The sequence below is a fragment of the Nocardia sp. NPDC003963 genome (assembly GCF_053605105.1).
Genome location: NZ_JBSGIP010000043.1, coordinates 1 through 23094, shown reverse-complemented (window position 1 = coordinate 23094; position 23094 = coordinate 1). Strand labels below are relative to the sequence as shown.

Sequence of the window (23094 nt, the reverse complement as noted above, 5' to 3'; positions counted from 1 at the left end):
CCATTGTGACCAGGTGACACCTGTTCCCGCACCATTGTGTGTGATATTCCGATATGTAATTCGAGGGCTTGCGCGGGGGACCGCGGTGATATACCCGGGTCGGGCCCCACCGGCCGCAGAATGTGACCGAGGCACACTGGCCGGGTACGCGGCGGCGCCTACCATGGGAGCCGCATTACCATGAAGCAAGCTGCGGCTACGTGGTCCGTGACACCGATCGCGCCGCCGTGAACATCGGAGCCGAAACCGACCGACCCAGAGGACTGACGAGACTCGTGCCTGCGCTGACACTGACGAGGTTGCTACGTTTTGGTGAGGGTCGCATGGTCAAGCGGCTGTCCCATCTCGCCGACGAGGTGATCGGTCTCGAGAGCGACTACGAGGACCTCACCGATACCGAGCTGCGTGCCAAGACCGACGAATTCCGCGAACGCTACGCCGACGGTGAATCGCTCGACGATCTGCTGCTCGAGGCGTTCGCGGTGGCGCGCGAGGCCTCATGGCGCGTGTTGCAGCAGAAACACTACAAAGTGCAGATCATGGGTGGCGCCGCCCTGCACCTGGGCAATATCGCGGAGATGAAGACCGGTGAGGGTAAAACCCTGACCTCGGTCCTGCCCGCCTATCTGAACGCGATCGGCGGCGACGGTGTGCATATCGTCACCACCAACGACTACCTGGCCAAACGTGACTCCGAGTGGATGGGCCGGGTGCACCGCTTCCTCGGTCTCGAGGTCGGCGCGATCCTGTCCGGTATGACGCCGCCGCAGCGGCGCGAGGCCTACGGCGCCGATATCACCTACGGCACCAACAACGAATTCGGCTTCGACTATCTGCGCGACAATATGACCCATTCGCTGGACGATCTGGTTCAGCGCGGCCACAATTTCGCCGTGGTCGACGAGGTCGACTCCATTCTGATCGACGAGGCGCGTACTCCGCTCATCATCTCCGGTCCCGCCGACGCCTCCAGCAAGTGGTATGCGGAATTTGCCCGAATCGCCCCTTTGCTGAAAAAGGATCTCCACTACGAGGTCGATATCAAGAAACGCACCATCGGTGTGCACGAAGCGGGTGTGGAATTCGTCGAGGACCAGCTCGGTATCGACAATCTCTACGAGGCCGCCAACTCGCCGCTGGTGAGCTACCTGAACAACTCGGTCAAGGCCAAGGAGCTCTACACCAAGGACAAGGACTACATCGTCCGTGACGGTGAGGTCATCATCGTCGACGAGTTCACCGGGCGCATCCTGGTCGGCCGCCGCTACAACGAGGGTATGCACCAGGCGATCGAGGCCAAGGAAGAGGTCGAGATCCAGCCGGAGAACCAGACGCTGGCCACGATCACGCTGCAGAACTACTTCCGTCTCTACGACAAGCTCTCCGGTATGACCGGTACGGCCGAGACGGAGGCGGCCGAGCTGCACCAGATCTACAGCCTGGGCGTCATCCCGATCCCGACGAACAAGCCGCCGATCAGGATGGATCAGGCCGACCTCATCTACAAGACCGAAGAGGCCAAGTTCAACGCCGTGGTCGACGATGTGGTCGAGCGGCACGAGGCGGGCCAGCCCGTGCTGATCGGTACCACCAGCGTGGACCGCTCGGAATATCTGTCCAAGCAGCTCACCAAGCGCGGTGTTCCGCACAATGTGCTCAATGCGAAGTTCCACGAGAAGGAAGCGCAGATCATCGCCGAGGCGGGCCGCCCCGGCACGGTGACCGTGGCGACGAATATGGCCGGTCGCGGTACCGATATCGTGCTCGGCGGCAACCCCGACATCATCACCGACACCCTGCTGCGTCAGCAGGGCCTGGACCCGGTGAACACCCCCGAGGAATACCAGGCCAACTGGTTCCACGCGCTGGAGAAGGTCAAGAAACAGGTCGCCGAGGACGCCGAGGCGGTCAAGGATGCCGGCGGGCTCTACGTGCTCGGTACCGAACGTCACGATTCCCGGCGTATCGACAACCAGCTGCGCGGCCGTTCCGGTCGGCAGGGCGATCCCGGTGAGTCCCGTTTCTACCTCTCGCTCGGTGACGAACTCATGCGCCGCTTCAACGGCGCGGCGCTGGAGTCGATCATGACGCGCCTCAATCTGCCCGACGATGTGCCGATCGAGGCGAAGATGGTCTCCAAGGCCATCAAGAGCGCGCAGACCCAGGTCGAGCAGCAGAACTTCGAGATCCGCAAGAACGTGCTCAAGTACGACGAGGTGATGAACCAGCAGCGCACCGTCATCTACGAGGAGCGCAACCAGATCCTGCGCGGCGAGGATATGGAGGGCCAGGTCCAGAGCATGGTCACCGATGTGATCACCGCCTACGTGGACGGCGCCACGGCCGAGGGTTATGTGGAGGACTGGGACCTCGACAAGCTGTGGGGCGCACTGAAAACGCTCTACCCGGTGAGCCTGAAGCATCGTGATGTCACCGGGGAGACGGAGGTGGGTGAAGCCGGTGAGCTCACCCGCGACGATCTGCTCGACACCCTGCTCGACGACGCCCACGCCGCCTACGAGCAGCGTGAGTCCGAGATCGACGGGATGGCGGGCGAGGGCAGTATGCGCACGCTGGAACGGCAGGTGCTGCTGTCGGTGCTGGATCGGAAATGGCGCGAGCATCTCTACGAGATGGACTACCTGAAGGAAGGTATCGGCCTGCGTGCCATGGCCCAGCGCGATCCGCTGGTGGAATACCAGCGCGAGGGTTTCGATATGTTCGCCAATATGCTGGAGGGGTTGAAGGAGGACGCCGTCGGCATCCTGTTCAACGTCCAGGTGGAGGTCCAGCAGCCGCAGCCCGAGGGGGTGGCGGTGGATCCGAATCTGCGTTCCCCGATCGGGTCGCAGCCGGTACCGCCGAGCAGCCAGTACCCCACGGAGAAGCTGCCGATCATCAACGGCGCCCCGCCGGCCTTGCGCGCTCGCGGGATCGACGATTCGGGGCCGCGGGGCCTGAGCTACTCGGGACCGGACGAAGGCGGTCGTACCGCGGTGCACAGCGACGCGGAGGAGTACGGCGCCGACGGCCAAGCACAGGGCACCCGGCGGGAACGCCGTGAGGCGGCGCGGGCGCAGACCAAGCAGGGCCGGGGTCCGAAGACCCGCCGCAAGCACTGACCCGGAACAGACGGTGCCGCTCCCCTGAAGGGGAGCGGCACCGTCTGTTCGTAGGGATTCCGGAATTCCGTGGGGCTCGGGCTCAGCTCAGCACGGTGTGCTGCGGGCAGTAGGACGTGACCGCGGCTTCCAGGAACAGGTAGGGGTACTCCACGAACGGCCGCGCTTCCTCTGCCAGATAGGTGCGGTCGGCCGCGGTGTTACCGGAGGTACCGAGGTATTCGCATTGGGCGTTCGCGAGGGCGATCGCCGCGTCCTGGAGTTGCCGGGGCTCGTCGTCGAACGCGCTGGCCCGGAGGAACTCTCGGTCGGTGAAAGGTCGCTGCGCGACGGAGTCGTCCTTGCCCGCCGGGCGGTGCGCACCCGCCGAACCCGGCTGCGAGGCGCCGAGCGGGTGTGCCGAGGCACTGGAGAAGCTGCCGAACACGAGCGCGGCAGTGGCCGCGCCGATGACCAGAGTTTTGAGCATCGTTCCTTCTGTGTTCGTTGGTGCGGGACGGGATGTGGGGCCGCGCGGCCCGCCACGACGGCTCGGACCCGGACTGTCGCGCCGACGTCTCGGTGCCGTCTCGGCCGAATAACTTCGGTGTGCGCCGCATATTAACGCGGCGCGAAGCCGGCGGTTCGCTGATTCGCCGTGCGTCGCCGAACATCCCATCAATTCGCCCGGGAATATGTGCTGACCAGGCGTGTTCCGGTATCCCGGCGCGACCCGCGGCCGGGCGTGGTGGCGGGCGCACGGTTGGACTCGACTCGAGGCAAAGGGTTCGCAGCCGCGCTCGCGGACCGCACGATATCCGGGCAGCGCCACCACATCACAGGGGATGAACCCATGCCAGTACATCCGGATACGACACGGAGTCACCGACGGCCGAGTGCCGTCGCGCGCGTCGCGGCGGTCACCGCCCTACTGATGCTGCTGTGTGCGTGCGGTGCGGGCGGCGAGGCCGCTCGGACGGCCGACGGGAAGACCGTCCTGCGCTATCAGGGCTGGGCCGGGAAGGTGGGATTCCACGAACTGGCCGCCGATCTCGGCTACTTCGACAAGATCCAGCTGGAGTGGGTCGGCGATACCACCAGCGGTCCGCAGGACATCCAGTCGGCGGCTACCGGGGATATCGAATTCGGGTCGGCATTCAACGGTGCCGTCGTCAAGCTCAACGCGGCCGGCGCGCCCATCACCTCGGTGCTCAGCTCCTACGGTGCCGACGCGCACGAGTACACCGGGTACTACGTACTGGAGAACAGCCCGATCCGGTCGGCCCGCGACCTGATCGGCAAGAAGATCGGGATGAACACTCTCGGTGCGCATCACGAATTCCTCACCCGCGAATGGCTGGCCCAGCAGGGACTCACCCCGGACGAGATCGAGTCGGTACAGCTGGTGGTGGTCCCGCCGGTGAACACCGAGCAGGCGCTGCGCGAGGGACAGATCGATATCGGCACGTTGAATTCGATCCAGCGGGAGAGCGCCCTCGAACGGGGCGGTATCCGGGCCCTGTTCACCGACCGGGATCTGTTCGGCGCGTTCAGTTACGGCACGTACGTGATGCGCGACGATTTCATCGCCGCCAACTCCGAGGCAGTGCGCGATTTCGTCCAGGGCACCGCGCGGGCCGTCCGCTGGACCCAGGTCCATCCGCGGGAAGAGGTGGTGGCCCGCTTCCTGGACATCATCCACAAGCGGGGCCGTACAGAGAGCGCCGAACCCGTGAAGTACTGGCGCAGTCCCGGGATCCCGGTACCGGGCGCGGTGATCGCCGAACGCGAGTTGCAGATCTGGATCGACTGGCTGGTCCGCAACGGCGAACTCGACGAGGGTGAACTCGCGGCCCGCGATCTCTACACCAACGAGTACAACCCGTACGCCAACGGCACCTACCCCGCCGACGGCGGTCCCGACGGACAGGCTCTGGCCGGTGCGAAATGAGTATCGGACCCGACTTCGCCCGGAACGGTTGACCGAGCAGTCCCGGATGCCGTGGCCGGCAGACCGGGGCGGCCCATCCGCCGCGCGCTACCAAAATGTGGGCTAGTGCGCCGTCCTTCAGGGCGGTGGTGAAAGCCCACGCGGGCGGCCGCCAAGGCCCGAGCGTGCCCTAAACCGGACGTTGCTGCTGTTCGATGTACTGCCGCAACACCGAGATCGGAGCGCCACCGACCGAGCCCGCGAAGTAGGAACCCGACCACAAGCGCTTTGCTCGCCAATAGTGTTGGGCCAGTTCGGGGAACTCCTGGCGCATCCTGCGCGAGGACACACCCTTGAGGCTGTTCACCAGTTTCGATATCGCGACCTTGGGTGGGAAGTTCACCAGCAGGTGCACGTGATCGGGTTCGCCGTTGAACTCGACCAGTTCGGTTTCGAAGTCGGTGCACACCGTCCGCATGATCTCTTCCAGCCTGGCCAGGTGACGGTCGGTGAACACCCTGTGCCTGTATTTGGTGACAAAAACCAAGTGAGCATGAAGCACGAAAACGCAGTATCTGCCAGTACGTATGTCTTGAAATTCGGCCATAAACCAATATGTCACACTTGGTCTTGTGCAGCTTCGGTACAACTTCCGCGTCTATCCGACGCCTGGCCAGCAAATCAAGCTGGCTCAGGCGTTCGGTTGCGCGCGGGTGGTGTACAACGACGCACTCGCCGCACGAGAAGCAGCGCGGCGCAACGGTTTGCCCTACATCAAGAACGCCGAACTGTCGAAGACGTTGACCGAGGTCAAGAAAGATCCCGGCCGGTCATGGTTGGGCGATGTGTCGTCGGTGGTGTTGCAACAAGCGCTCGCCGACTTGAACACCGCCTATCGGAACTTTTTCCAGTCGATGTCCGGGAAACGCGGGGGCGCACGAGTCGGGCCGCCGCGTTTCCGGTCGCGCAGGGACAGTCGGCAGGCGATCCGGTTCACGAAGAATGCGCGGTTCACGGTCACTACAGGCGGGAAGCTGCGGCTTCCGAAGATCGGGGATGTGAAAGTTTCCTGGTCTCGGGATCTGCCATCCGAGCCGTCATCGGTGACGATCATCAAGGACGCTTCGGGCAGGTATTTCGCATCGTTCGTGGTCCAGGTCGACCAGGAACCGTTGCCCGAGGTGGATTCCGAGGTCGGTATCGACCTCGGGCTTACGACGTTCGCGGTTCTGTCGGACGGCAAGACAATTGCGTCACCGCGGTTCCTGCGGCAGGCCGAACGACGGTTGAAGAAAGCTCAACAGGCCCTTTCCCGCAAAGAGAAAGGGTCGAAGAACCGGGCGAAAGCCCGGATCCGGGTCGCTCGTGCACACGCGCGGGTGGCCGATGCATGTCCGAACCTGGACCTGCACATGCGGTGTCACTCACGACCGCGATTTGAATGCGGCCAAGAATATTCTCGCGGCGGGACGCGCCGAGAGTTCAAACGCCTGCGGAGGGGCTGTAAGACCGGCCGCGTAAGCGGAAGGCACGCCCCTGTGAAACAGGAACCCACCGAGAGCGCCCGTCAGGGCGCTGGTAGGAATCCTCGCCCTTCAGGGCGGGGGGAGGACGTCAATCCTCGTGTTCGAGATTCCGGTCCAACCGCAGCAGCACCTCGGCGACCTGTTCCTGGGCCCATTCGATCATTCGTTTGGTGCCCATCCCGGTCGCCACCTCGACGTCCTGGTGCATCGGAATCACATAGCGTCCGTCATCGGGCAGATCCCGCCAGCGCATCCCCATATCGACCCGGCCGCGCGGCCCGAACATGGAGCGGCCCTGGAAGACCTGGACTGTCCCGGCCGCGGTCGCGGGTGCCGCGAGGAAGGCCGCGCTACGGTATGCCTCGTCGTCCTCGGCTTCGTCGTCGTCGGAGATCAGCGGGATGTACGGCCGGGTATCCGGTGCGGTCTCCGGATCGACGAGCGTGATCTGCGGCATCCGGCCGGCCGTCGCCTCCGGCAGCACGGCCAGGACGGCTTCGGCCAGGGCATGCGGATCGCAGCTCGTCACCTCGAAACCGCCGCTGTGCCAGACGGTTTCGCCCGGGCGCTGGGCGATCACGAAACCACGTGCCCGCTGCCGGACCGCGTGCACCCGAATCCAGTCGGCGGGTTCCTCGGTGTCCTGATCGTTCCAGGCCTTCGCCGTGACAGTGACATCCGGACGCGAGATGGCGTCGGCCATCGCGTAGAGATCGGAATCGTCGCGGTCGCGTAGCGCGCGTAGCGCTTCGGCTTTCTCGATGCGGTAGTCCGCGGCGAGCCGGGTCCGGCTGGTGTACGTGAAGGGCTCCGGTAGCCCGCCCTGGCGGAATTCCTCACACAGCACGACGAATTCCAGATCGGTCAATTCCCAGGAACGAATCACTGTTCGATCACCGGGCGCACCTTGGACGGCGTGTTCTCGAAGACTTCGTCCAGATTCTCGCGGGAGGTGAGGAACTCACCCGGAGCGTGGTCACCGGTCTGCCCGGGTGTGCCGGCCGCGCCGGCCCCCGCGCCGGGCGATCCCATCATCGGCATACCCGGTGTTCCACCAGGATTCGAGCCACCCGTGGACCCCGAGTACCCGGCGAGTTCGAGACCCGGGCTGCTGGGGATGGAAGCCCGGGGAAAAGCGCTGTGGCCGGGTTCGGAACCGGGATGCGCGGCGAGGGGAGGAGGTCCCGGGTCGGTGGCCGGCAGACCGGCACCGCCGGGGACCCCGCCCATCGCCGGCTGGGTGGGCTGCGGCTCCACCATCGCGCTCAGATGCTCCTGCAGCTGAGCCGGATCGAGCATCTGCGCGAACTCGTCCATCCCGGGCATCGTGCCCGCGCCACTCGACGAGAACGCCTGGATTCCCTGGGTCAGCATATTGATCAACCGGTCCAGGGCGTTCTGGCTCTGCCCGCTGGGATCCCGGCCGGTATCGCGCCGGGGTCCCCGCCGAGCAGGGCGGTGAGCGCCGATTCCGGATCGGTGCCGCTTCCGTCCCCGTCGGGCACCAGCCCTTCGGTTCCGGCGGGGAGCAGCCCTTCGACTCCGGAGGGCACTGCCTCGTCGCCGAACAGCGTGGAGTCCGACCCGTACGGCGAATCCTCCGAGTACAGCTCCTCCAGCAGGGTGTCCTGCAATTCCTGCGGCATCTCGTCGACCGGGATGCCGGTGATCTTCGACAACGCGTCGGCGAGGGTCGGGGGCTTGCCGTTCTGACCGGTGATCGGGATGTCCTTCAGCGCATCGGGCAGCTGCGATTTGGGAATTCCGGTGAGCTTGCTGAGGATATCGGCGGCTGTGGGGTTCTTCGGCATGGTGGTACCGGTGACCGGGGTCGGGATCCCCGTGATGGGTTCTCCGCCGTCCTGGCCCTCGGTGGATTCCTGCTGGGTGTCGCCGGCCGGCTGGTCGCCGGAGCCGTATTCGGCTTCGTCGTAGCTGGGCACATGAGGCGTCTCTTCGCCACCACCCTGGTTGCCGCCTTGGCCCTGCCCTTGGCCTTCGCCCTGGCCCTGGCCTTCGCCCTCGCCTTGGCCTTCGCCTTCGCCTTCGCCTTCGCCTTGACCTTGGCCTTCGCCTTCGCCTTCGCCTTGACCCTGGCCTTCGCCTTGGCCTTCGCCTTGGCCTTGGCCTTGGCCTTGGCCTTCGCCCTGCCCTTCGCCCTGCTGAGAACCCTCCTCGAAGCCCTTCTCGTACCCGTCGTCGTAGCCCTCGTCGTATGCCTCTTCGGGGGTTTGTTCGCTGCCGCTGCCTTCGCCGTTGCCGCTGCCTTCGCCGTTACCCTCGCCCTCGCCGTTGCTGCCGTTGCTGGTGCCGTCCCCTTCGCCGTTGTTGTCGCCAGGGGGTGGTGGTTCGGGTTCGGCGATCGGGCCTTCGATCACCGGCATCTCCGCCAGGGTGTTGGTCATGCCGTTCGCGTAGTGCTTGACCCACTCCTCGCGATACCGCGTGAGTACGGTCTGTTCGACCGACAGACTGCGGAATGTGAAATCTTCCTGAGGCATCGACAGCTGCGTACGACGCAACCATTCCGAGGTGTAGTGCAGGTTCTCGCTCATCGAGAACATCGAATTCCACAGTGGGCCTATGGAGTCCACGTAGTTCTCGGTCGCCGTGCGGGCCCGGTCCGCGGCCAGGCCGAGCCATTTGTCCTGGATACCCTCGATCGCCCCGTCGAACTTCTCCAGTTCGGATTTCACATGGCCGGCCAGCCGCCACCACGCGAGGGCCGCGTTGTACGTATTCGTCACATCGCCGGGCAGGTCACGAGCGAGTCCGCGGAAAACGGTGAAGCCGAGCGAGGTACTCTCCTCCAGCCCGACAGTGTCCGGTGAGATCGACTCCTGGCGGCCCTCGTAGTTCGTGAGCTCGCTGGGCAGGCCGTACGCGGATTGCACATGGATATCGTCGGCTGTTCCGTCCCGGCCCGCGTCCTGTAATACGCCCTCGGGCCGGGGGAGATCGTCGTACCGGGTACCGCCACTGTCCAGGCTCAGATCCTCCGATGTCGGTTCGTACGGAATGTGGAAGTCGGCGAGCTCGTCGAGCGCCAGGTTGTCCGCGTTCTCCGACTCCGTTCTGCGGTAGTACAGCCCGGCCTGAACGAACGCCTCACCCATTTCCCGGGCGATATCGACGTGATCCTGCAGCACTGTGTACAGGCGTTCGGCGCGCTGTTCGTAAATTCCGGTGAGGTTGGTACCCGAGGTCAGGAAATTCCCGGCGATATTCACCATATCGTCGAGCTTCTCGTTCTGGATCGCCTCTCGCGCGCGCAGCAACTGGTCGACCAGGCGTTTGGCGGCTTCGGCGCCGGTGACCGCGGCAGCGGGATCGAAATACAGCAGGTCCTGGGATGCGTCCTGTTTCAGACCAGCCCAGGTGCCCGGCTCTTGAACCATCGGAACTGACCTTCCCCTCGGTTACCGGACCGCCGCGAAGCGCTCCACGTGTGGGTCCGGAGAGCACGCCGAACACACCCCGGTATTACATCGCGGACCCGTGAATACCCCATGGCGCACAAGTGAATTCGATGCCATCGGGGTATTGCGGCCCGCTTCGTTGATCACCGCGCGGACGGTGCCGGCGGTGCACCGGGTGCCGACCGGCGTGTTCGACTCGCACTGAGGTAAACGGTTCAGACTTCGTATCCACGGCCGCACCATGACGGGGAGCCCCAGCACCTGACAGAAAAGCATTGGCCGGTGACAAATGAGCAGCACACCCAAACTTCGCCTGGCTCAGGTGACCAAGAGATTCCCGATCCGGGGTCAGCGGACCGAGCTGACCGCCGTCGAGGACATCACCCTCGACCTCGCCGCGGGGGAGTTCCTCGTGCTCGTCGGCCCCAGTGGTTGCGGTAAATCCACCCTGCTCGACCTGCTCGGTGGTCTCAGCACCCCGACCTCGGGACAGATCCTGCTCGACGGTGTCCCGATCAGCGGTCCCGGTCTCGATCGCGGAATCGTGTTCCAGCAATACGCTCTGCTGCCGTGGCGGACGGCCCGGCGCAATATCGAATTCGGTCTCGAAGCCAAAAGAGTGCCGCGCGCCGAACGCCGGGAGCGCGCCGAGCATTACCTGGAGCTGGTCGGCCTGGCGGGGTTCGGGGACCGGTACCCGCACGAACTGTCGGGCGGAATGAAGCAGCGGGTGGCGATCGCGCGCAGCCTCGCCTTCGATCCCGAGGTGCTGCTGATGGACGAACCGTTCGCCGCGCTCGACGCGCAGACCCGGGAATCGCTGCAGGACGAACTGCTGCGCATCCAGGAGCGGACCGGTAAGACGGTTCTGTTCATCACCCACAGCATCGACGAGGCGATCTACCTGGGGCAGCGGGTGGCGGTGCTCACCTCGCGGCCCGGCCGGGTCAAAACGGTGGTCGATATCGATATCGACCGCACCGCCGAGGACATCCGTTCCGGTGCGGAGTTCCGGGCGCTGCGCCACCGGATCTGGTCCCTGCTGCACGACGAGGTCGAACGCGCCCGCACGCTCGAACTCGCCGATATCTCGACGACCGAAGAGGTTCAGCATGTCTAGCGCTCTCGCCACCGGCACCCTGGACGCCCCTCGCGGCGCCGGGACCGAGCCCGTCCGCGCGCGGCCAGTGGCACCGGTGAACTCGCCTGTCCGCCGCCTGGGACAGCGCTGGGCCGGTCTGGCCTGGCGACTGGTGAAGCCGTCGGTCGCGATCCTGGCCTTCCTCGCGCTCTGGGAGGTCGCGCCCCGGGCGGGCCTGGTCGACAAGGTTTTCCTGCCGCCGTTCACCGAGGTCGCCGCGACCTTCTTCGAGCTGATCGCCAACGGGCAACTGTGGGAACACGTATCGACCAGCCTGTCCCGCGCGCTCACCGGATTCGTGATCGCGGTGGCGATCGCGGTACCGCTGGGGGTCGCGATCGCCTGGTATCGGCCGGTGGCCGATTTCCTCAACCCGGTCCTCGAACTGTTCCGCAATACCGCGGCCCTCGCACTGCTCCCGGTGTTCATCCTGATCCTGGGTATCGGCGAGACCTCGAAGGTGGCGTTGGTGATCTACGCCTGCACCTTCCCGATCCTGCTCAACACCATTTCCGGGGTACGCACGGTCGATCCGCTGCTCGTCAAATCGGCGCGTTCACTGGGCTTCTCCCAGCTCGCGCTGGTCTACAAGGTGGTGCTGCCGTCGGCGGTACCGACTGTTTTCACCGGTCTGCGGATGGCCGCGGCTTCCTCGATCCTGGTGCTCATCGCGGCCGAGATGGTCGGGGCGAAGGCCGGCCTGGGTTATCTGATCACGGCCGCGCAGCTCAACTTCCAGATTCCCGAGATGTACGCGGGGATCATCGCCATCGCGCTGGTCGGCCTCGTTTTCAATGCGGTCCTGGTGTTCGTCGAGCGTCGGCTGTCCAGCTGGCGCGTTGCTCTCTAGACAGGTAGTGATGTCGCACCATCTCCATCTCAACGCGTTCCTCATGGGTGTCGGCCACCACGAGGCGGCCTGGCGGCATCCGCGTACCGAGGCACGCGATGTACTGCGGGTCGGCCATTTCCAGGAGCTCGCGCGGATCGCCGAACGCGGCAGACTCGATTCGGTGTTCTTCGCCGACGGCCTCGCGGTGGGCCCGCGGATCGAACGCAACACCCAGGCGGTTTTCGAACCGCTCACCCTGCTGTCGGCCATGGCGGTGGTCACCGAGCGCATCGGTCTCATCGCCACCGCGTCCACCGGCTACAACGAGCCCTACAACCTCGCCCGGAAATTCGCCTCGCTCGATCAGATCAGCGGCGGGCGGGCCGGCTGGAACATCGTCACCTCCGGGACGGCCGACGAAGCCGCCAATTTCGGCTACGACCAGGTCCCCGATCACGACGGGCGCTATCTCCGGGCGGCCGAGTTCGTCGACGCCGCGACGGCGCTGTGGGATTCCTGGGAGGACGACGCCGTGGTCCTCGACCCCGCGACAGGGGTGTTCGCCGATCCCGGCAAAGTGCACACCGTGGACCATCACGGTGCGCGGTTCAAGGTACGCGGGCCGCTCAATGTCCCGCGTTCGGCACAGGGGCGTCCGCTGCTCGTACAGGCCGGTTCGTCGGTCACCGGTAAGGATTTCGCCGGTCGCTACGCCGAGGCCGTTTTCACCGCGCAACGCTCGATCCCGGAGGGGCAGAAGTTCTATCGCGAGGTGAAGGCGCTGGCCGCGGGCCACGGGCGGGATCCGGGCGAGGTGAAGATCCTGCCGGGAATCGTGCCGTTCATCGCCGATACCGAGGAGGCGGCGATCCGGCTCGAACAGGAGTTCACCGAGCTGATCTCACCGGAGTACTCGCTGCGCCAGCTCTCCCAGATGCTCGGCCTGGACCTGACCGATCATCCACTCGACGCGCCACTGCCGCCGTTGCCGCCGATCGAACAGATCCGCGGCAACCAGAGCCGGTACCAGCTGGTCAAGGATCTGGCCGCCCGGGAAGCGCTGACCGTGCGCAAGTTGATCGCCGCGCTCGGTGGTGGTCGCGGGCACCGCACCCTCGCCGGGACCCCGCGACAGATCGCCGACGATCTGCAGGAATGGTTCGAGGCGGGGGCCGCCGACGGGTTCAATGTGATGCCGCCGTACCTGCCGGGTGGCCTGAACGATTTCGTCGATCGGGTCGTGCCGATCCTGCAGGCCCGCGGCCTGTTCCGCACCGAGTACACCGAGACCACGCTGCGAGGGCACTACGGGCTCGGTCGCCATACCGGTCGCTTCGCCCCGGCCCCGCCCCTGACCTCGGCCGCGGTCGGCGCCTAGCCGCGACGCGTCCCGCGCGCCCCGGTCGCCGGGGCGCCGGGGCGCGCGGGTCAGCGTGTGGCGGCGCGGACCAGTTCGATCAGTTCCGTTTCGTCGAGGTCGATACGTCGCGCGGCGTCGACGAGCTGGCGGGCGAGCTCGACGACGGCCGCCCGGCCGTCGGGGATTCCGGCGCGGACCGTCGCGCCGCGCCCCCGGCGCAACTCGATCAGCCCCTCGTCGCGTAGCCGCTGGTATCCGGCGAGTGCGGTGTGGATGCTGACGTCCAGCGAGGCCGCCAGCTCCCGGGCGCCGGGCAACCGGGTGCCGGCCGGTGCGTCACCGTCGGCGATGGCGCGCCGGACACAGGCCGCGATCTGATCGGCCAGTGGTTCCGGCCGTGCCGGATCGACGCGGATGAGCATCGGTTCAGTCCGCCCGCGCGACGACACCGGCCAGCACACCCGCACCTGTTTCGGCATCGTCGACCGAGACCACGAACCGGCGGCCCGAGCGCCGGGTCACTACGATTCCCGGTCCGGCGCGCAATACGACGGCCGTGGCCCCGGGGATCACCCGGATGCCGTACCCGCCGTACCGCAGCGGCGAGATACCCTCGGCCGAGACCTCGGTGATGTCCTCGGGACGCAGCCGCCACCGCGGCCAGCCCAGCGGTCCGGTTCCGACGGTGAGGCCGCGCCGGTCCACCACCACCCGGATCAGTGCCAGGTGCGCGAGCAATACCCCGCTGAGCACCAGCAGGACGCCGGCGAGCGGTTGGGCGACGACGCCGAGCACCACACCCATGAGTACCGCTACCACCCCCGCCAGCAGCATCCACGGCGATGCCGCTCGCCGCGTCCAGCTGACTCGTTCGGTACGCCCGATGGCGATCGGTTCGGCCGGCGCCGGTACGTCCGTCGCGACCGGGCTCGCCGGTGCTGCGAGCCAGCCCGCCGCACCGAACACCAGCCCGGCGAGTGCCGCGATCGCGAATGCCCAGCCGGACAGCGTGACCTGGGCGGGATCGGCCACGTCCAGGTTGGCGACGGTACCGGCCAGCATGATCACCCCGACGAATCCGCCTACGCTCCAGGCGGTTCCGACGAGCAGCCGGACCGGGTCCGCGGCACTGCCGGCCCGGCGCGGCGGTGTACCCCGGCGTACCCCGATCAGCAGGATCGCGGCGAAAACGAGCGCGAGGCCGGCGCCCACACCGGCGGAGACGAACATGGTCGGAATCCGCCCGGTGAACCCGTCGGCGCCGTCGGCCGCGAAATGAGTGGCCAGTGGATCGGGCAATCGATCGGCCGCGGCGGCCAGCAGGACGATATTGGGAACGGCGGACAGGATCGGCGGCAGTCCGGCGAGTAGGCAGAGCCGGATCGAGCTCAGGGTGTTCATGGGCACCTCCATTGTTATGGTTGAAGCATAACAAACGGATTAGTGTTCGGTTCATTCGGTTCGGTCGGAGGACCGCGGGCCTGTCGGACGGTGCGCGCACACTGAGCCCATGGCATACGACGAGGAATTGGCGGAGCGGGTCCGGGAGGTGCTGGGCGTCGGCACCGCGGTATCCGAGCGCAGGATGTTCGGCGGGCTGGCCTTCTTGTTCGGCGGGCATATGGGAGTCGCGGTCAGCCGGGAGGGCGGGCTGATGGTGCGGATGGAACCCGCGGCGGCCGCCGCGCTGGTAGACGATGTCGCGGTAACACCCATGGTGATGCAGGGCCGCGAACTCGACGGGTGGTTGCGAGTGACCGCCGCGGCCGTCACCGGCGATCGCGAACTCGCGGTATGGGTCGGCCGCGGCGCCCGATTCGCCGGATCGCTGCCGCCGAAGAAACCGAAACGCCGGAACTCGGGAACCGCCCTGCCGCGCTAGCCGGCGCCGGTCACCCAGCTCACCACTGGTCGTTGGAATTCAACGCGACGAGCAGCCGGCGGATCGCCGCCACCCGCCGCCCGGTATCCGGGAGTTCGTCGAGGGCGCATTCCGGATCGGCGGGCGGACCCAGATGGGTACAGCCGCGCGGGCAGTTCTCGATCGCCTCGGCCAGATCGGTGAACGCCGCGATCACATCGTCGGGGGTGATGTGGGCGAGACCGAACGATCGCACGCCCGGGGTATCGATGACCCAGCCCCCGCCCGGCAGCGCCAGCGCGACGGACTGGGTAGAGGTGTGCTTACCCTTGCCGACCCCGGATACTTCGCCGACCGCGCGATAGGCGCCGGGGACCAGGCGATTGACCAGCGTGGATTTCCCCACCCCGGAATGGCCGAGGAAACAGGTGATATGGCCGGTGATCAGGTTCAGGGTCGCGTCGAGTGGATCGTCGACGCCGGCGTAGACGATGGTCAGATCCAGATCGTCGAACGCATCCGCGAAATCGGAATCCCCGGCCAGATCGTGCTTGGTGAGACAGAGCACCGGTTCCAGCCCACCCGCGTAGGCGGCCACCATGGCCCGCTCCACGAAACCGGTACGCGGCGGTGGATCCGCCAGCGCGACCACGATGAACAACTTCTCGGCATTGCCGACCACGACCCGTTCGAAGGGGTCGGTATCGTCGGCGGTTCGCCGCAGTACGGTCGTCCGCTCGGCGACCCGGACGATACGCGCGAGAGTATCGGGCCGACCGGAGAGATCGCCGACCACATCGACCCGGTCACCGACCACGATCGGGGTCCGCCCCAGCTCCCGGGCGCGCATGGCCACCAGCGGACGCTGCGGGTCACCGTCGAGTACACACCCCCAGCGACCCCGATCCACCGAGACGACCATCGCCGGCTGCGCGTCCAGATGCTGCGGCCTGGTCTTGGTCCGCGGCCGCGAACTCCGCCCGGGACGCACCCGCACATCGGATTCGTCGTAGGAGGCGGTGGTGCGGCCGCGCCGGCTCAGTGAGCCGCTCCCGGTCCGGCCGTCTGCGGGTCGAGCATCGATTCCCACAGGGCGACGAAATCGGGCAGTGTCTTGGCGGTGGTGCCGATATCCTCGATTTCGATACCCGGGACGGCGAGTCCGAGGATCGCGCCGGCCGTGGCCATCCGGTGATCGGCGTAGGAATGCCAGCGGCCGCCGTGCAGCGGGGCCGGGACGATCTCCAGACCGTCCTCGGTTTCGGACGCCTGCCCGCCGAGCCGGTTGATCTCGGTGGACAGCGCGGCGAGCCGATCGGTCTCGTGACCGCGCAGATGGGCGATCCCGCGCAGCCGTGACTCCGAATCCGCCAGCGCCGCCAGCGCGGCGACGGTCGGGGTCAACTCGCCCACATCGTGCAGGTCGATATCGATACCGGCCAGTCGATCCGGTCCGGTCACGGTGAGCGCGCCGTCGCTGAAACCGGCCTCGGCTCCCATCCGGACCAGGATTTCCCGGATCACATCGCCGGCCTGGGTGGTCAGGCGCGGCCAGTGCGGAATGGCGACCCGCCCGCCGGTGACCGCGGCCGCGGCCAGGAACGGGGTGGCATTGGAGAGATCCGGTTCGACGGTCCAGTCGACCGCGCGGATCGGGCCGGGGGCGACGGTCCAGGTCTGCTCGCCCTGGACACCGGCCGGCGCCTCGACCGCGACATCGGCGCGGCGCAGCATTTCGACCGTCATCTCGATATGCGGCATCGAGGGCAGGGCACTACCGGAATGGCGGACCTCCAGCCCCTCGTCGAACCGCGCACCCGACAGCAGCAGACCCGAGACGAACTGTGAGGAGCCGGAGGCGTCGATGGTGATGGTGCCACCACGCAGCGCCCCGGTGCCGCGCACGGTGAACGGCAGTGCGTCGCCCTCGATATCGGCGCCCAGCCCGCGCAGCGCGTCCAGGATGGTGCGCAGCGGGCGGACCCGTGCGGCGATATCGCCGTCGAAGGCGCTGTGGCCGGCCGCGAGGGTCGCGACCGGGGGTACGAAACGCATCACGGTTCCGGCCAGCCCGCAGTCGACCGCCCCGGCCCGGAGCGGAGCGGGCGTGACGGCGAGGGTATCGGCGTCGCCGATGATCTGGGTGCCGAGCGCGCGTAGCGCGGCGATCATCAGACCGGTGTCCCGACTGCGCAGGGCACCGGTGATGGTCGAGGGACCGTCGGCTAGCGCGGCCAGGACCAGGGCTCTGTTCGTGATGGATTTGGATCCGGGCAGGGTGACGGTCGCGTGCACGGGGGCATCGACATGGGGCGCTGGCCAGAAACTCACTCGACCATCTTGGCGCATCGGGGTGACATACGCGTCGGTGGTGCTCGCAAGTGTGTCGTCGAGCACCACCGATCGCGTCCGGTGCTGTGGCCGGGCGGGTTACTTGTTCCGGCCGTGCAGCAGCGGCACCATCCGGCGCAGCATCTTCATATTCGCCTGGGAGCGCCGGTAGCTCTGCAGCGCCATTCCGGGAATGGTGAAGCGCTGCACCGCGATCGAATGCGGGCGCGCGAATTCACGCATACCCGGCTCGCCGTGGATGCGGCCGATACCGGAATCGGCGCTGCCGCCGAAGGGTAGACCGGGGATGGCGGCGAAGCCGAGCACCGAGTTCACCGAGGTCGCGCCGACCTTCAACCGGCGAGCGATTTCGAGGCCCTGCTTCTTCGAGTACACCGCCGAGGCGAGTCCGAAGGTGGTGTTGTTGGCCAGATCGATTGCCTCGTCGATGCTGTTCACCGTGGTGACGGTGACAGTCGGGCCGAAGGTCTCTTCCTTGACCGCCGCCGAATCCTCGTCCACATCCACCAGCACGACGGGTTCGATGAAGGGGCCCTTGATCGATTCCGGACCGCCCAGCAGGGCCTTGCCGCCGCTGGCCAGGGCCGCGTCGATATGCCGCTTGACGATATCGATCTGGCTCGGCATGGTCATCGGGCCGTAGGCGGCGTTCTTGTCCGAACCCGGCTTCACATCTTTGAGGATGCGGGTCAGCTCGGCGAGGAACTCTTCCTTGACCGATTTATCCACATAGACGCGTTCGACGCCGGCGCAGGTCTGGCCGCTGTTGGAGGTCGCGCCCCAGGCGATGGCATCGGCGGCGGCCTTCACATCGGCGTCCGCGGCGACGATCACGGGGTCTTTACCGCCGCATTCCAGCAGGACCGGGGTCAGATTCTCGGCGGCCGACGCCATGATCTTGCGGCCGGTGGCGGCCGAACCGGTGAAGGCGACCTTGTCCACGCCGGATTTGACCAGTGCCGCACCGGTGGCGCCGAGCCCGTTGATCGCGACGAATACGCCCTCGGGCAGTTCGGGGTTGGCCTCGGCGAAGGCCTCCGCGAGGAAATTGCCGATACCCGTGGAGAATTCCGACGGTTTGAACACGACGGTGTTGCCGGCGGCCAATGCGTAGGCCAGCGATCCGTTGGGGGTGTAGACGGGGTAGTTCCACGGGCCGATGACGCCGATGACGCCGAGCGGCCGGTATTCGATGCGGGCCGAGAAGTTCGCCATCAGCGGGCCCGACGGAATTTTCTGCGGGGAGAGGATCTTCTTGGCGTGTTTGGCGGCCCAGGCGATGTGCTCCAGCGCCAGCATGATTTCCAGGAAGGCGTCGTCGAGGGTTTTGCCGTTCTCGGCATGGATGAGCGCGCAGAATTCATCGGATTCGGCCACCAACCGGCTCGACCAGCGCAGCAGTGCCTTCTTGCGGCCGTCGAAGCCGAGGTCTTCCCAGACGGGCGCGGCGGCGCGCGCCTTCGCGACAGCTTCGGCAACCGCCTTCTCGTCGGCGATCGGATAGGTGGCCAGGGTCGCTCCTGTGGCCGGATCGACCGAGGTGAGCACCGACTCTTTCTCGGTAGCGTTTTCGGTGGTTGTCACAGGTTCTCCTCTGCGGAAGTAGGGCATAGACAGCTGCGCGCGTGAACGGGCAGCCTGTGACTGCCGCGTCCCCGGTGAGAGAATGCTAAGACATAACTCTCAACACGTCACGAAGTACTGGCATCATTGTTGCGGACAAGTCCGGAATTGTCTTGATCTGTCGGTATTCGGTGCGAGTATCGGAAATATGTGCGGACGGTATGCGACGACGACGGATCCCGGACGGCTCGCGGTAGAGCTGGACGCCATCGACGAGACAGCGCACCCCGGCGGTTCCGGGGCGCGCGGCAGCGAATCGGTGGCGGGAGCGGACGCGGACACCCGCCCCGACGACCGGCTACCGGGGGTGAACTACAACGTCGCCCCGACGACCCGGATCCTCACCGTCGTCGACCGGCATACCCACGAACACCCCGACGACCCCCCCGCCCGCCGGATCCGGCGGATGCGCTGGGGGCTGATCCCGCACTGGACGAAAGCCGCCGAACCGGGCATCCCGGTGAAGGGCAGACCGCTGTTCAACGCGCGTGCGGACAAGGCCGCGACGCTCCCGTCGTTCCGGGACGCGGTGAAATATCGGCGCTGCCTGGTGCCGATGGACGGCTGGTACGAATGGCTGGTCGAGCCGGATCCCGCCGGGCCCGGCAGCGGGAAGAAACCCAAGGTGGTCAAACACCCGTACTTCATGTCGCGACCGGACGGTGAGCGGCTGTACATGGCCGGACTCTGGTCGGTCTGGCGGGACCGTACGCTCGACGAACCCGAACCGCTGCTGTCGTGCACCATCCTCACCACCGACGCGATCGGCGACCTCACCCGGATCCACGACCGGATGCCGCTACCCATGCCCCGCGAACACTGGGCAGCCTGGCTGGACCCCGACCATCCGGCTCCCGCCGAGCTCCTCGGCCCGCCGGACGAGGCCCTGGTGGCCGAGATCACGGCCCGCCCGGTGTCGACCCTGGTGAACAGCGTGAAGAACAACGGTCCCGAACTACTGGCGCCGGCCGACGGCACTACCGAGCAGGCGACGCTGCTGTGAGCGCCGAGTGCCCGGGACGAACCGACGTCCCGGGCACTCGCCGCGGGACGCTAATCGCCCAGCGGGCATTTGACGGCCGGAGTCGCGATACTCAGACCGCATTTCAACAGATCGGCGCTCAGATCGATGACTTCGGACACCATGCCGCCACCGGCGTTCTCGGCGCGTTTGCCGGGATCGTTGTCCTCGGTGCGAGCCTCCGGCTTCTTCTCGGAACCGCCCTGGCCGTCGAGCGGGAACTCACCCGGTGCCGCCAGCGCCGGCGGCGCCGACAGCAGTGCCGGGCCGACGCTCAGCGCGACGGCCGCGGATACCGCGAAGAACACAGAACGCACGGACTTGCGCGGGGACATATCGCATCACATCCTCGAAGTCGACGATCGGTCGTACCAAGTAACGCATACGAGACCGCCTGACCTGGTGAATTACCGCACGGCGCGCGGTACGACGCCCGATTCGAGTGATATGGGGTAATCCTGTCGCGGGATGGCCCCTCAGGCGGTCACCGGAGCGGTGACGGCAGCGGTCAGCCGGATCAGATCGGCGGGCGCGAGTTCGATCTCGAGGCCCCGGCGCCCGGCGCTGCAGAACATCCGGTCCCAGTCCAGTGCCGATACGTCCAGCACCGTCGGATGCTGTTTGCGCTGCCCCAACGGCGAGATACCGCCGAGAACATAACCGGTGCCGCGCTCGGCCCGCGTCCGGTCGGCCATGGCCGCCTTCGGCGCGCCCAGCGCCGCGGCGGCGGCCTTCAACGACAACGTGCCGGTCACCGGCAGCACCGCTACCGCCAGGGCGCCGGTCGACAATTCCAGCACCAGGGTCTTGAAGATGCGCCGCGCCTCGACACCGAGCCGGGCACCCAGCACAGCGGCCGCTTCACCCCCGAAGGTGCCCGCCCTGGGGTCGTGGTCGTAGCTGTGCACGGTATGCGCGGCACCGGCGGTGACCAATGCCCGGATCGCCGGAGTGGCGGCTGCTGCCATGGGCCGGACCCTACCGCCCGCGCGACTGCCGACCAGGCTGTGAGGTGCCTTTCCCGTGGTCGGGGAACACTTCGTGACCTCGGTGAGTTGTACGCGGCAGAAACAGCGCATCGAGCGGCCCGCCAGGGTTCCGCCGGTGCGGACCCGCGCAAGAGTGAAGGAGTGACGGTGTCCGTTCTCGTCGAACCACGCCCGGTCCACCACGATCCGGCTCCGGCGCGCACGCGGTTCTTCCCGCGGTTCACACTCCCGGTAGATTTGGCTGGTAAGCCGATCGAAGGGACACGTGTGACGAGCGAGGACGACGTGGCGACCGACACCGGCGCCGACGCGCGGCCTGCCGGCCAGCCGGAGACCGACGCCGAACTGGTCCAGCGGTTCGAGCGGGACGCGCTACCCATGCTGGACCAGCTCTACGGTGCCGCATTGCGGATGACGCGCAACCCCGCCGACGCCGAGGACCTGGTCCAGGAGACCTACGTCAAGGCCTATGCCGGTTTCAAATCCTTCAAAGAAGGCACCAACCTGCGGGCCTGGCTCTACCGGATCCTCACCAATACCTACATCAACTCGTATCGGAAGAAACAGCGGCAGCCCGCGCAGTACCCGACCGAGGAGATCACCGACTGGCAGCTCGCGGCCACCGCCGAGCACAGTTCCACCGGACTGCGCTCCGCCGAAGTCGAAGCCCTCGACGCACTCCCCGACGACGACATCAAGGCCGCCCTCGTACAACTGCCCGAGGAATTCCGGATGGCGGTGTACTACGCCGATGTCGAAGGGTTCCCGTACAAGGAAATCGCCGACATCATGGGTACCCCGATCGGTACGGTGATGTCCCGGCTGCACCGCGGCCGGAAACAACTGAAGGGTTTGCTCGCCGATGTGGCGCGCGAACGAGGGTTCAACCGCACCGCATCCGCGCCCGGCGATTCCGATACCGCCGCGGCGGTGCGCCAGGAGGTCAAGCAGTGAGCACCGAGCACGATCCCGATATGGAGCTCGACTGCACGGCCGTACTGGCCGATGTCTGGCTCATGCTCGACGGCGAATGCGACGACAACACCCGCGAACGGCTCCAGCATCATATGGACCATTGCGCGCCCTGCATCGAGGCCTACGGCATCGAAGAGAAGATCAAAAGCATGCTGCATCGCAAATGCGGCGGCGACCGGGCCCCCGATTCGCTGCGCGAACGGCTCACCGTCGAGATCCGCCGATCGGTGACCTTGCGCACCGGCGATATCCCGGCCGACCCCGGCCGGGCCTGATCCCGGCCGATACCGAGCGGCACGAACGACGAGCGGCCCGCACTTCGACGAAGTGCGGGCCGCTCGTGGTCTGTGCCCGGCCTCAGCCGGTCGGCTCAGGCGTTGGGACGCTTGCCGTGATTCGCGGCATTTCCCTTACGGCTGCGCTTCTTGCGGCCACGCTTACCCATAGGTAGCTCCTCCTGGGACATATCCCGCGACTGCGGGGAGTACATGTTGATCCCCGCCATTGTTCCACGTGTGATTGGCTGTACCGACGGCGGTACAGCGGGCACCGGCCCCGGGACCGGAACGAACCTAGCGAACGGGGTGTCATGGCGGAAGAAGTGCGGGCGGAAATGGTCTCCACGGTGCTCACCGTCGAAGTCGAGATCGGGGAACAGGTCACCATCGACCAAACCCTGGTACTGCTCGAATCCATGAAAATGGAGATCCCGGTGATCACCGAGATCGGCGGCGAAGTCGCCTCCATCGCCGTCACCCCCGGCCAAGTACTCCAGCAGGGCGACCTGATCGCCGTCATACAGTAATTTTGGCGTCGCCTTCGGCGCCGCGGGGTGGGGCTGTGTTTATGGCGTCGCCTTCGGCGCCGCGGGGGTGGGGCCCTATTAACCCCGGTTCTTCACTCCGGCGCTCAGTCGCTGCGCTCCTTCGCTCTGTCGCTCCAGAACCGGGGCGGGCCCCACCCG

Annotated in this window: 24 protein-coding genes and 1 pseudogene; 12 read left to right on the top strand and 13 right to left on the bottom strand. The window is 66.7% G+C overall.

Going from position 1 to position 23094, the window contains the following annotated elements:
• Positions 1 to 275 precede the first annotated feature (275 nt).
• A complete protein-coding gene (gene secA, locus ACWEWT_RS32870) occupies positions 276 to 3122 on the top strand; it encodes a preprotein translocase subunit SecA (RefSeq protein ID WP_452564739.1) in 2847 nt (948 codons plus the stop codon).
• 82 nt (positions 3123 to 3204) lie between these two features.
• Here the strand turns inward: secA and ACWEWT_RS32865 are convergent, their stop codons facing one another.
• The gene (locus ACWEWT_RS32865; protein ID WP_452564738.1) at positions 3205 to 3591 is read right to left on the bottom strand and encodes a hypothetical protein; all 387 of its coding nucleotides are present in this window, start codon (positions 3589 to 3591) and stop codon (positions 3205 to 3207) included.
• A 363-nt stretch (positions 3592 to 3954) separates the two neighbouring features.
• Between ACWEWT_RS32865 and ACWEWT_RS32860 the strand changes: the two genes are divergently transcribed.
• Positions 3955 to 5052, top strand: a complete 1098-nt coding sequence (locus ACWEWT_RS32860) for an ABC transporter substrate-binding protein (protein WP_452564737.1) — start codon at positions 3955 to 3957, stop codon at positions 5050 to 5052.
• Positions 5053 to 5221: 169 nt separating this feature from the next.
• On the opposite strand, the gene tnpA is transcribed toward ACWEWT_RS32860, so the two are convergent.
• Positions 5222 to 5638, bottom strand: a complete 417-nt coding sequence (gene tnpA / locus ACWEWT_RS32855; protein ID WP_452564736.1) for an IS200/IS605 family transposase — start codon at positions 5636 to 5638, stop codon at positions 5222 to 5224.
• Between the two features lie 25 nt (positions 5639 to 5663).
• Here tnpA and ACWEWT_RS32850 point away from each other — a divergent pair.
• Together ACWEWT_RS32850 and ACWEWT_RS32845 are read left to right on the top strand one after the other, a co-directional pair.
• Positions 5664 to 6359 (top strand): annotated as a pseudogene (locus ACWEWT_RS32850) (RNA-guided endonuclease InsQ/TnpB family protein); the annotation flags it as partial.
• A gap of 58 nt (positions 6360 to 6417) precedes the next feature.
• Positions 6418 to 6552 carry a zinc ribbon domain-containing protein gene (locus ACWEWT_RS32845; RefSeq protein ID WP_452564735.1) on the top strand — a complete coding sequence of 45 codons (135 nt, stop codon included), beginning with the start codon at positions 6418 to 6420 and terminating at the stop codon, positions 6550 to 6552.
• Between the two features lie 93 nt (positions 6553 to 6645).
• Here ACWEWT_RS32845 and ACWEWT_RS32840 read toward each other — a convergent pair whose 3' ends face one another.
• The 3 genes from ACWEWT_RS32840 to ACWEWT_RS32830 are packed head-to-tail and all read right to left on the bottom strand — an operon-like array spanning position 6646 to position 9955.
• The gene (locus tag ACWEWT_RS32840) at positions 6646 to 7443 is read right to left on the bottom strand and encodes an ESX secretion-associated protein EspG (protein ID WP_452564734.1); all 798 of its coding nucleotides are present in this window, start codon (positions 7441 to 7443) and stop codon (positions 6646 to 6648) included.
• Positions 7440 to 7931: a hypothetical protein gene (locus ACWEWT_RS32835; RefSeq protein WP_452564733.1), complete on the bottom strand. Its 492-nt coding sequence runs from the start codon at positions 7929 to 7931 to the stop codon at positions 7440 to 7442. Before ACWEWT_RS32835 ends, ACWEWT_RS32840 begins: the two co-directional genes overlap by 4 nt.
• A 5-nt stretch (positions 7932 to 7936) precedes the next feature.
• On the bottom strand, positions 7937 to 9955 hold the full coding sequence (locus ACWEWT_RS32830) for a hypothetical protein (protein ID WP_452564732.1): 2019 nt from the start codon (positions 9953 to 9955) through the stop codon (positions 7937 to 7939).
• 310 nt (positions 9956 to 10265) lie between these two features.
• On the opposite strand from ACWEWT_RS32830, the gene ACWEWT_RS32825 reads away from it, so the two are divergent.
• Genes ACWEWT_RS32825 through ACWEWT_RS32815 form a run of 3 tightly spaced genes read left to right on the top strand, consistent with a single transcriptional unit; the run spans position 10266 to position 13327 of the window.
• On the top strand, positions 10266 to 11096 hold the full coding sequence (locus ACWEWT_RS32825; protein ID WP_452564731.1) for an ABC transporter ATP-binding protein: 831 nt from the start codon (positions 10266 to 10268) through the stop codon (positions 11094 to 11096).
• Positions 11089 to 11967, top strand: a complete 879-nt coding sequence (locus tag ACWEWT_RS32820) for an ABC transporter permease (protein WP_452564730.1) — start codon at positions 11089 to 11091, stop codon at positions 11965 to 11967. The genes ACWEWT_RS32825 and ACWEWT_RS32820 overlap by 8 nt, the downstream gene beginning before the upstream one ends.
• Positions 11968 to 11977: 10 nt before the next feature.
• The gene (locus tag ACWEWT_RS32815; RefSeq protein WP_452564729.1) at positions 11978 to 13327 is read left to right on the top strand and encodes an LLM class flavin-dependent oxidoreductase; all 1350 of its coding nucleotides are present in this window, start codon (positions 11978 to 11980) and stop codon (positions 13325 to 13327) included.
• 50 nt (positions 13328 to 13377) lie between these two features.
• Here the strand turns inward: ACWEWT_RS32815 and ACWEWT_RS32810 are convergent, their stop codons facing one another.
• Positions 13378 to 13731, bottom strand: coding sequence for a GntR family transcriptional regulator (locus ACWEWT_RS32810; protein WP_452564728.1), 354 nt, complete (start codon positions 13729 to 13731; stop codon positions 13378 to 13380).
• A 4-nt stretch (positions 13732 to 13735) separates the two neighbouring features.
• The gene (locus tag ACWEWT_RS32805; RefSeq protein ID WP_452564727.1) at positions 13736 to 14710 is read right to left on the bottom strand and encodes a hypothetical protein; all 975 of its coding nucleotides are present in this window, start codon (positions 14708 to 14710) and stop codon (positions 13736 to 13738) included.
• A gap of 109 nt (positions 14711 to 14819) precedes the next feature.
• Here ACWEWT_RS32805 and ACWEWT_RS32800 point away from each other — a divergent pair, with 109 nt between their 5' ends.
• Positions 14820 to 15191 carry a TfoX/Sxy family protein gene (locus ACWEWT_RS32800; RefSeq protein ID WP_452564726.1) on the top strand — a complete coding sequence of 124 codons (372 nt, stop codon included), beginning with the start codon at positions 14820 to 14822 and terminating at the stop codon, positions 15189 to 15191.
• Between the two features lie 19 nt (positions 15192 to 15210).
• On the opposite strand, the gene rsgA is transcribed toward ACWEWT_RS32800, so the two are convergent.
• From rsgA to ACWEWT_RS32785, 3 genes are all read right to left on the bottom strand, one after another.
• Positions 15211 to 16254, bottom strand: coding sequence for a ribosome small subunit-dependent GTPase A (gene rsgA, locus ACWEWT_RS32795; RefSeq protein ID WP_452564761.1), 1044 nt, complete (start codon positions 16252 to 16254; stop codon positions 15211 to 15213).
• Positions 16209 to 17519 (bottom strand): 3-phosphoshikimate 1-carboxyvinyltransferase, encoded by a 1311-nt coding sequence (aroA, locus tag ACWEWT_RS32790; RefSeq protein ID WP_452564760.1) that lies wholly within the window; start codon positions 17517 to 17519, stop codon positions 16209 to 16211. Before aroA ends, rsgA begins: the two co-directional genes overlap by 46 nt.
• An 81-nt stretch (positions 17520 to 17600) precedes the next feature.
• On the bottom strand, positions 17601 to 19133 hold the full coding sequence (locus tag ACWEWT_RS32785; protein ID WP_452564725.1) for an aldehyde dehydrogenase family protein: 1533 nt from the start codon (positions 19131 to 19133) through the stop codon (positions 17601 to 17603).
• Positions 19134 to 19293: 160 nt separating this feature from the next.
• Between ACWEWT_RS32785 and ACWEWT_RS32780 the strand changes: the two genes are divergently transcribed.
• Positions 19294 to 20148: an SOS response-associated peptidase gene (locus ACWEWT_RS32780; protein ID WP_452564724.1), complete on the top strand. Its 855-nt coding sequence runs from the start codon at positions 19294 to 19296 to the stop codon at positions 20146 to 20148.
• 50 nt (positions 20149 to 20198) lie between these two features.
• Here ACWEWT_RS32780 and ACWEWT_RS32775 read toward each other — a convergent pair whose 3' ends face one another.
• Positions 20199 to 20501, bottom strand: coding sequence for a hypothetical protein (locus ACWEWT_RS32775; RefSeq protein WP_452564723.1), 303 nt, complete (start codon positions 20499 to 20501; stop codon positions 20199 to 20201).
• A gap of 141 nt (positions 20502 to 20642) precedes the next feature.
• Positions 20643 to 21134, bottom strand: a complete 492-nt coding sequence (gene ybaK, locus ACWEWT_RS32770; protein ID WP_452564722.1) for a Cys-tRNA(Pro) deacylase — start codon at positions 21132 to 21134, stop codon at positions 20643 to 20645.
• Between the two features lie 258 nt (positions 21135 to 21392).
• Between ybaK and ACWEWT_RS32765 the strand changes: the two genes are divergently transcribed.
• Both ACWEWT_RS32765 and rsrA read left to right on the top strand, forming a co-directional pair.
• Positions 21393 to 22109 carry a sigma-70 family RNA polymerase sigma factor gene (locus ACWEWT_RS32765; RefSeq protein ID WP_452564759.1) on the top strand — a complete coding sequence of 239 codons (717 nt, stop codon included), beginning with the start codon at positions 21393 to 21395 and terminating at the stop codon, positions 22107 to 22109.
• Positions 22110 to 22129: 20 nt separating this feature from the next.
• A complete protein-coding gene (gene rsrA, locus ACWEWT_RS32760; RefSeq protein WP_452564758.1) occupies positions 22130 to 22405 on the top strand; it encodes a mycothiol system anti-sigma-R factor in 276 nt (91 codons plus the stop codon).
• A 95-nt stretch (positions 22406 to 22500) separates the two neighbouring features.
• On the opposite strand, the gene ACWEWT_RS32755 is transcribed toward rsrA, so the two are convergent.
• Positions 22501 to 22575: a 50S ribosomal protein bL37 gene (locus ACWEWT_RS32755; RefSeq protein ID WP_022597109.1), complete on the bottom strand. Its 75-nt coding sequence runs from the start codon at positions 22573 to 22575 to the stop codon at positions 22501 to 22503.
• Between the two features lie 144 nt (positions 22576 to 22719).
• Here ACWEWT_RS32755 and ACWEWT_RS32750 point away from each other — a divergent pair, with 144 nt between their 5' ends.
• Entirely contained in the window at positions 22720 to 22935 is a 216-nt protein-coding gene (locus tag ACWEWT_RS32750; RefSeq protein ID WP_452564721.1) for a biotin/lipoyl-binding carrier protein, read from the top strand.
• The last annotated feature ends 159 nt before the right edge of the window (positions 22936 to 23094 follow it).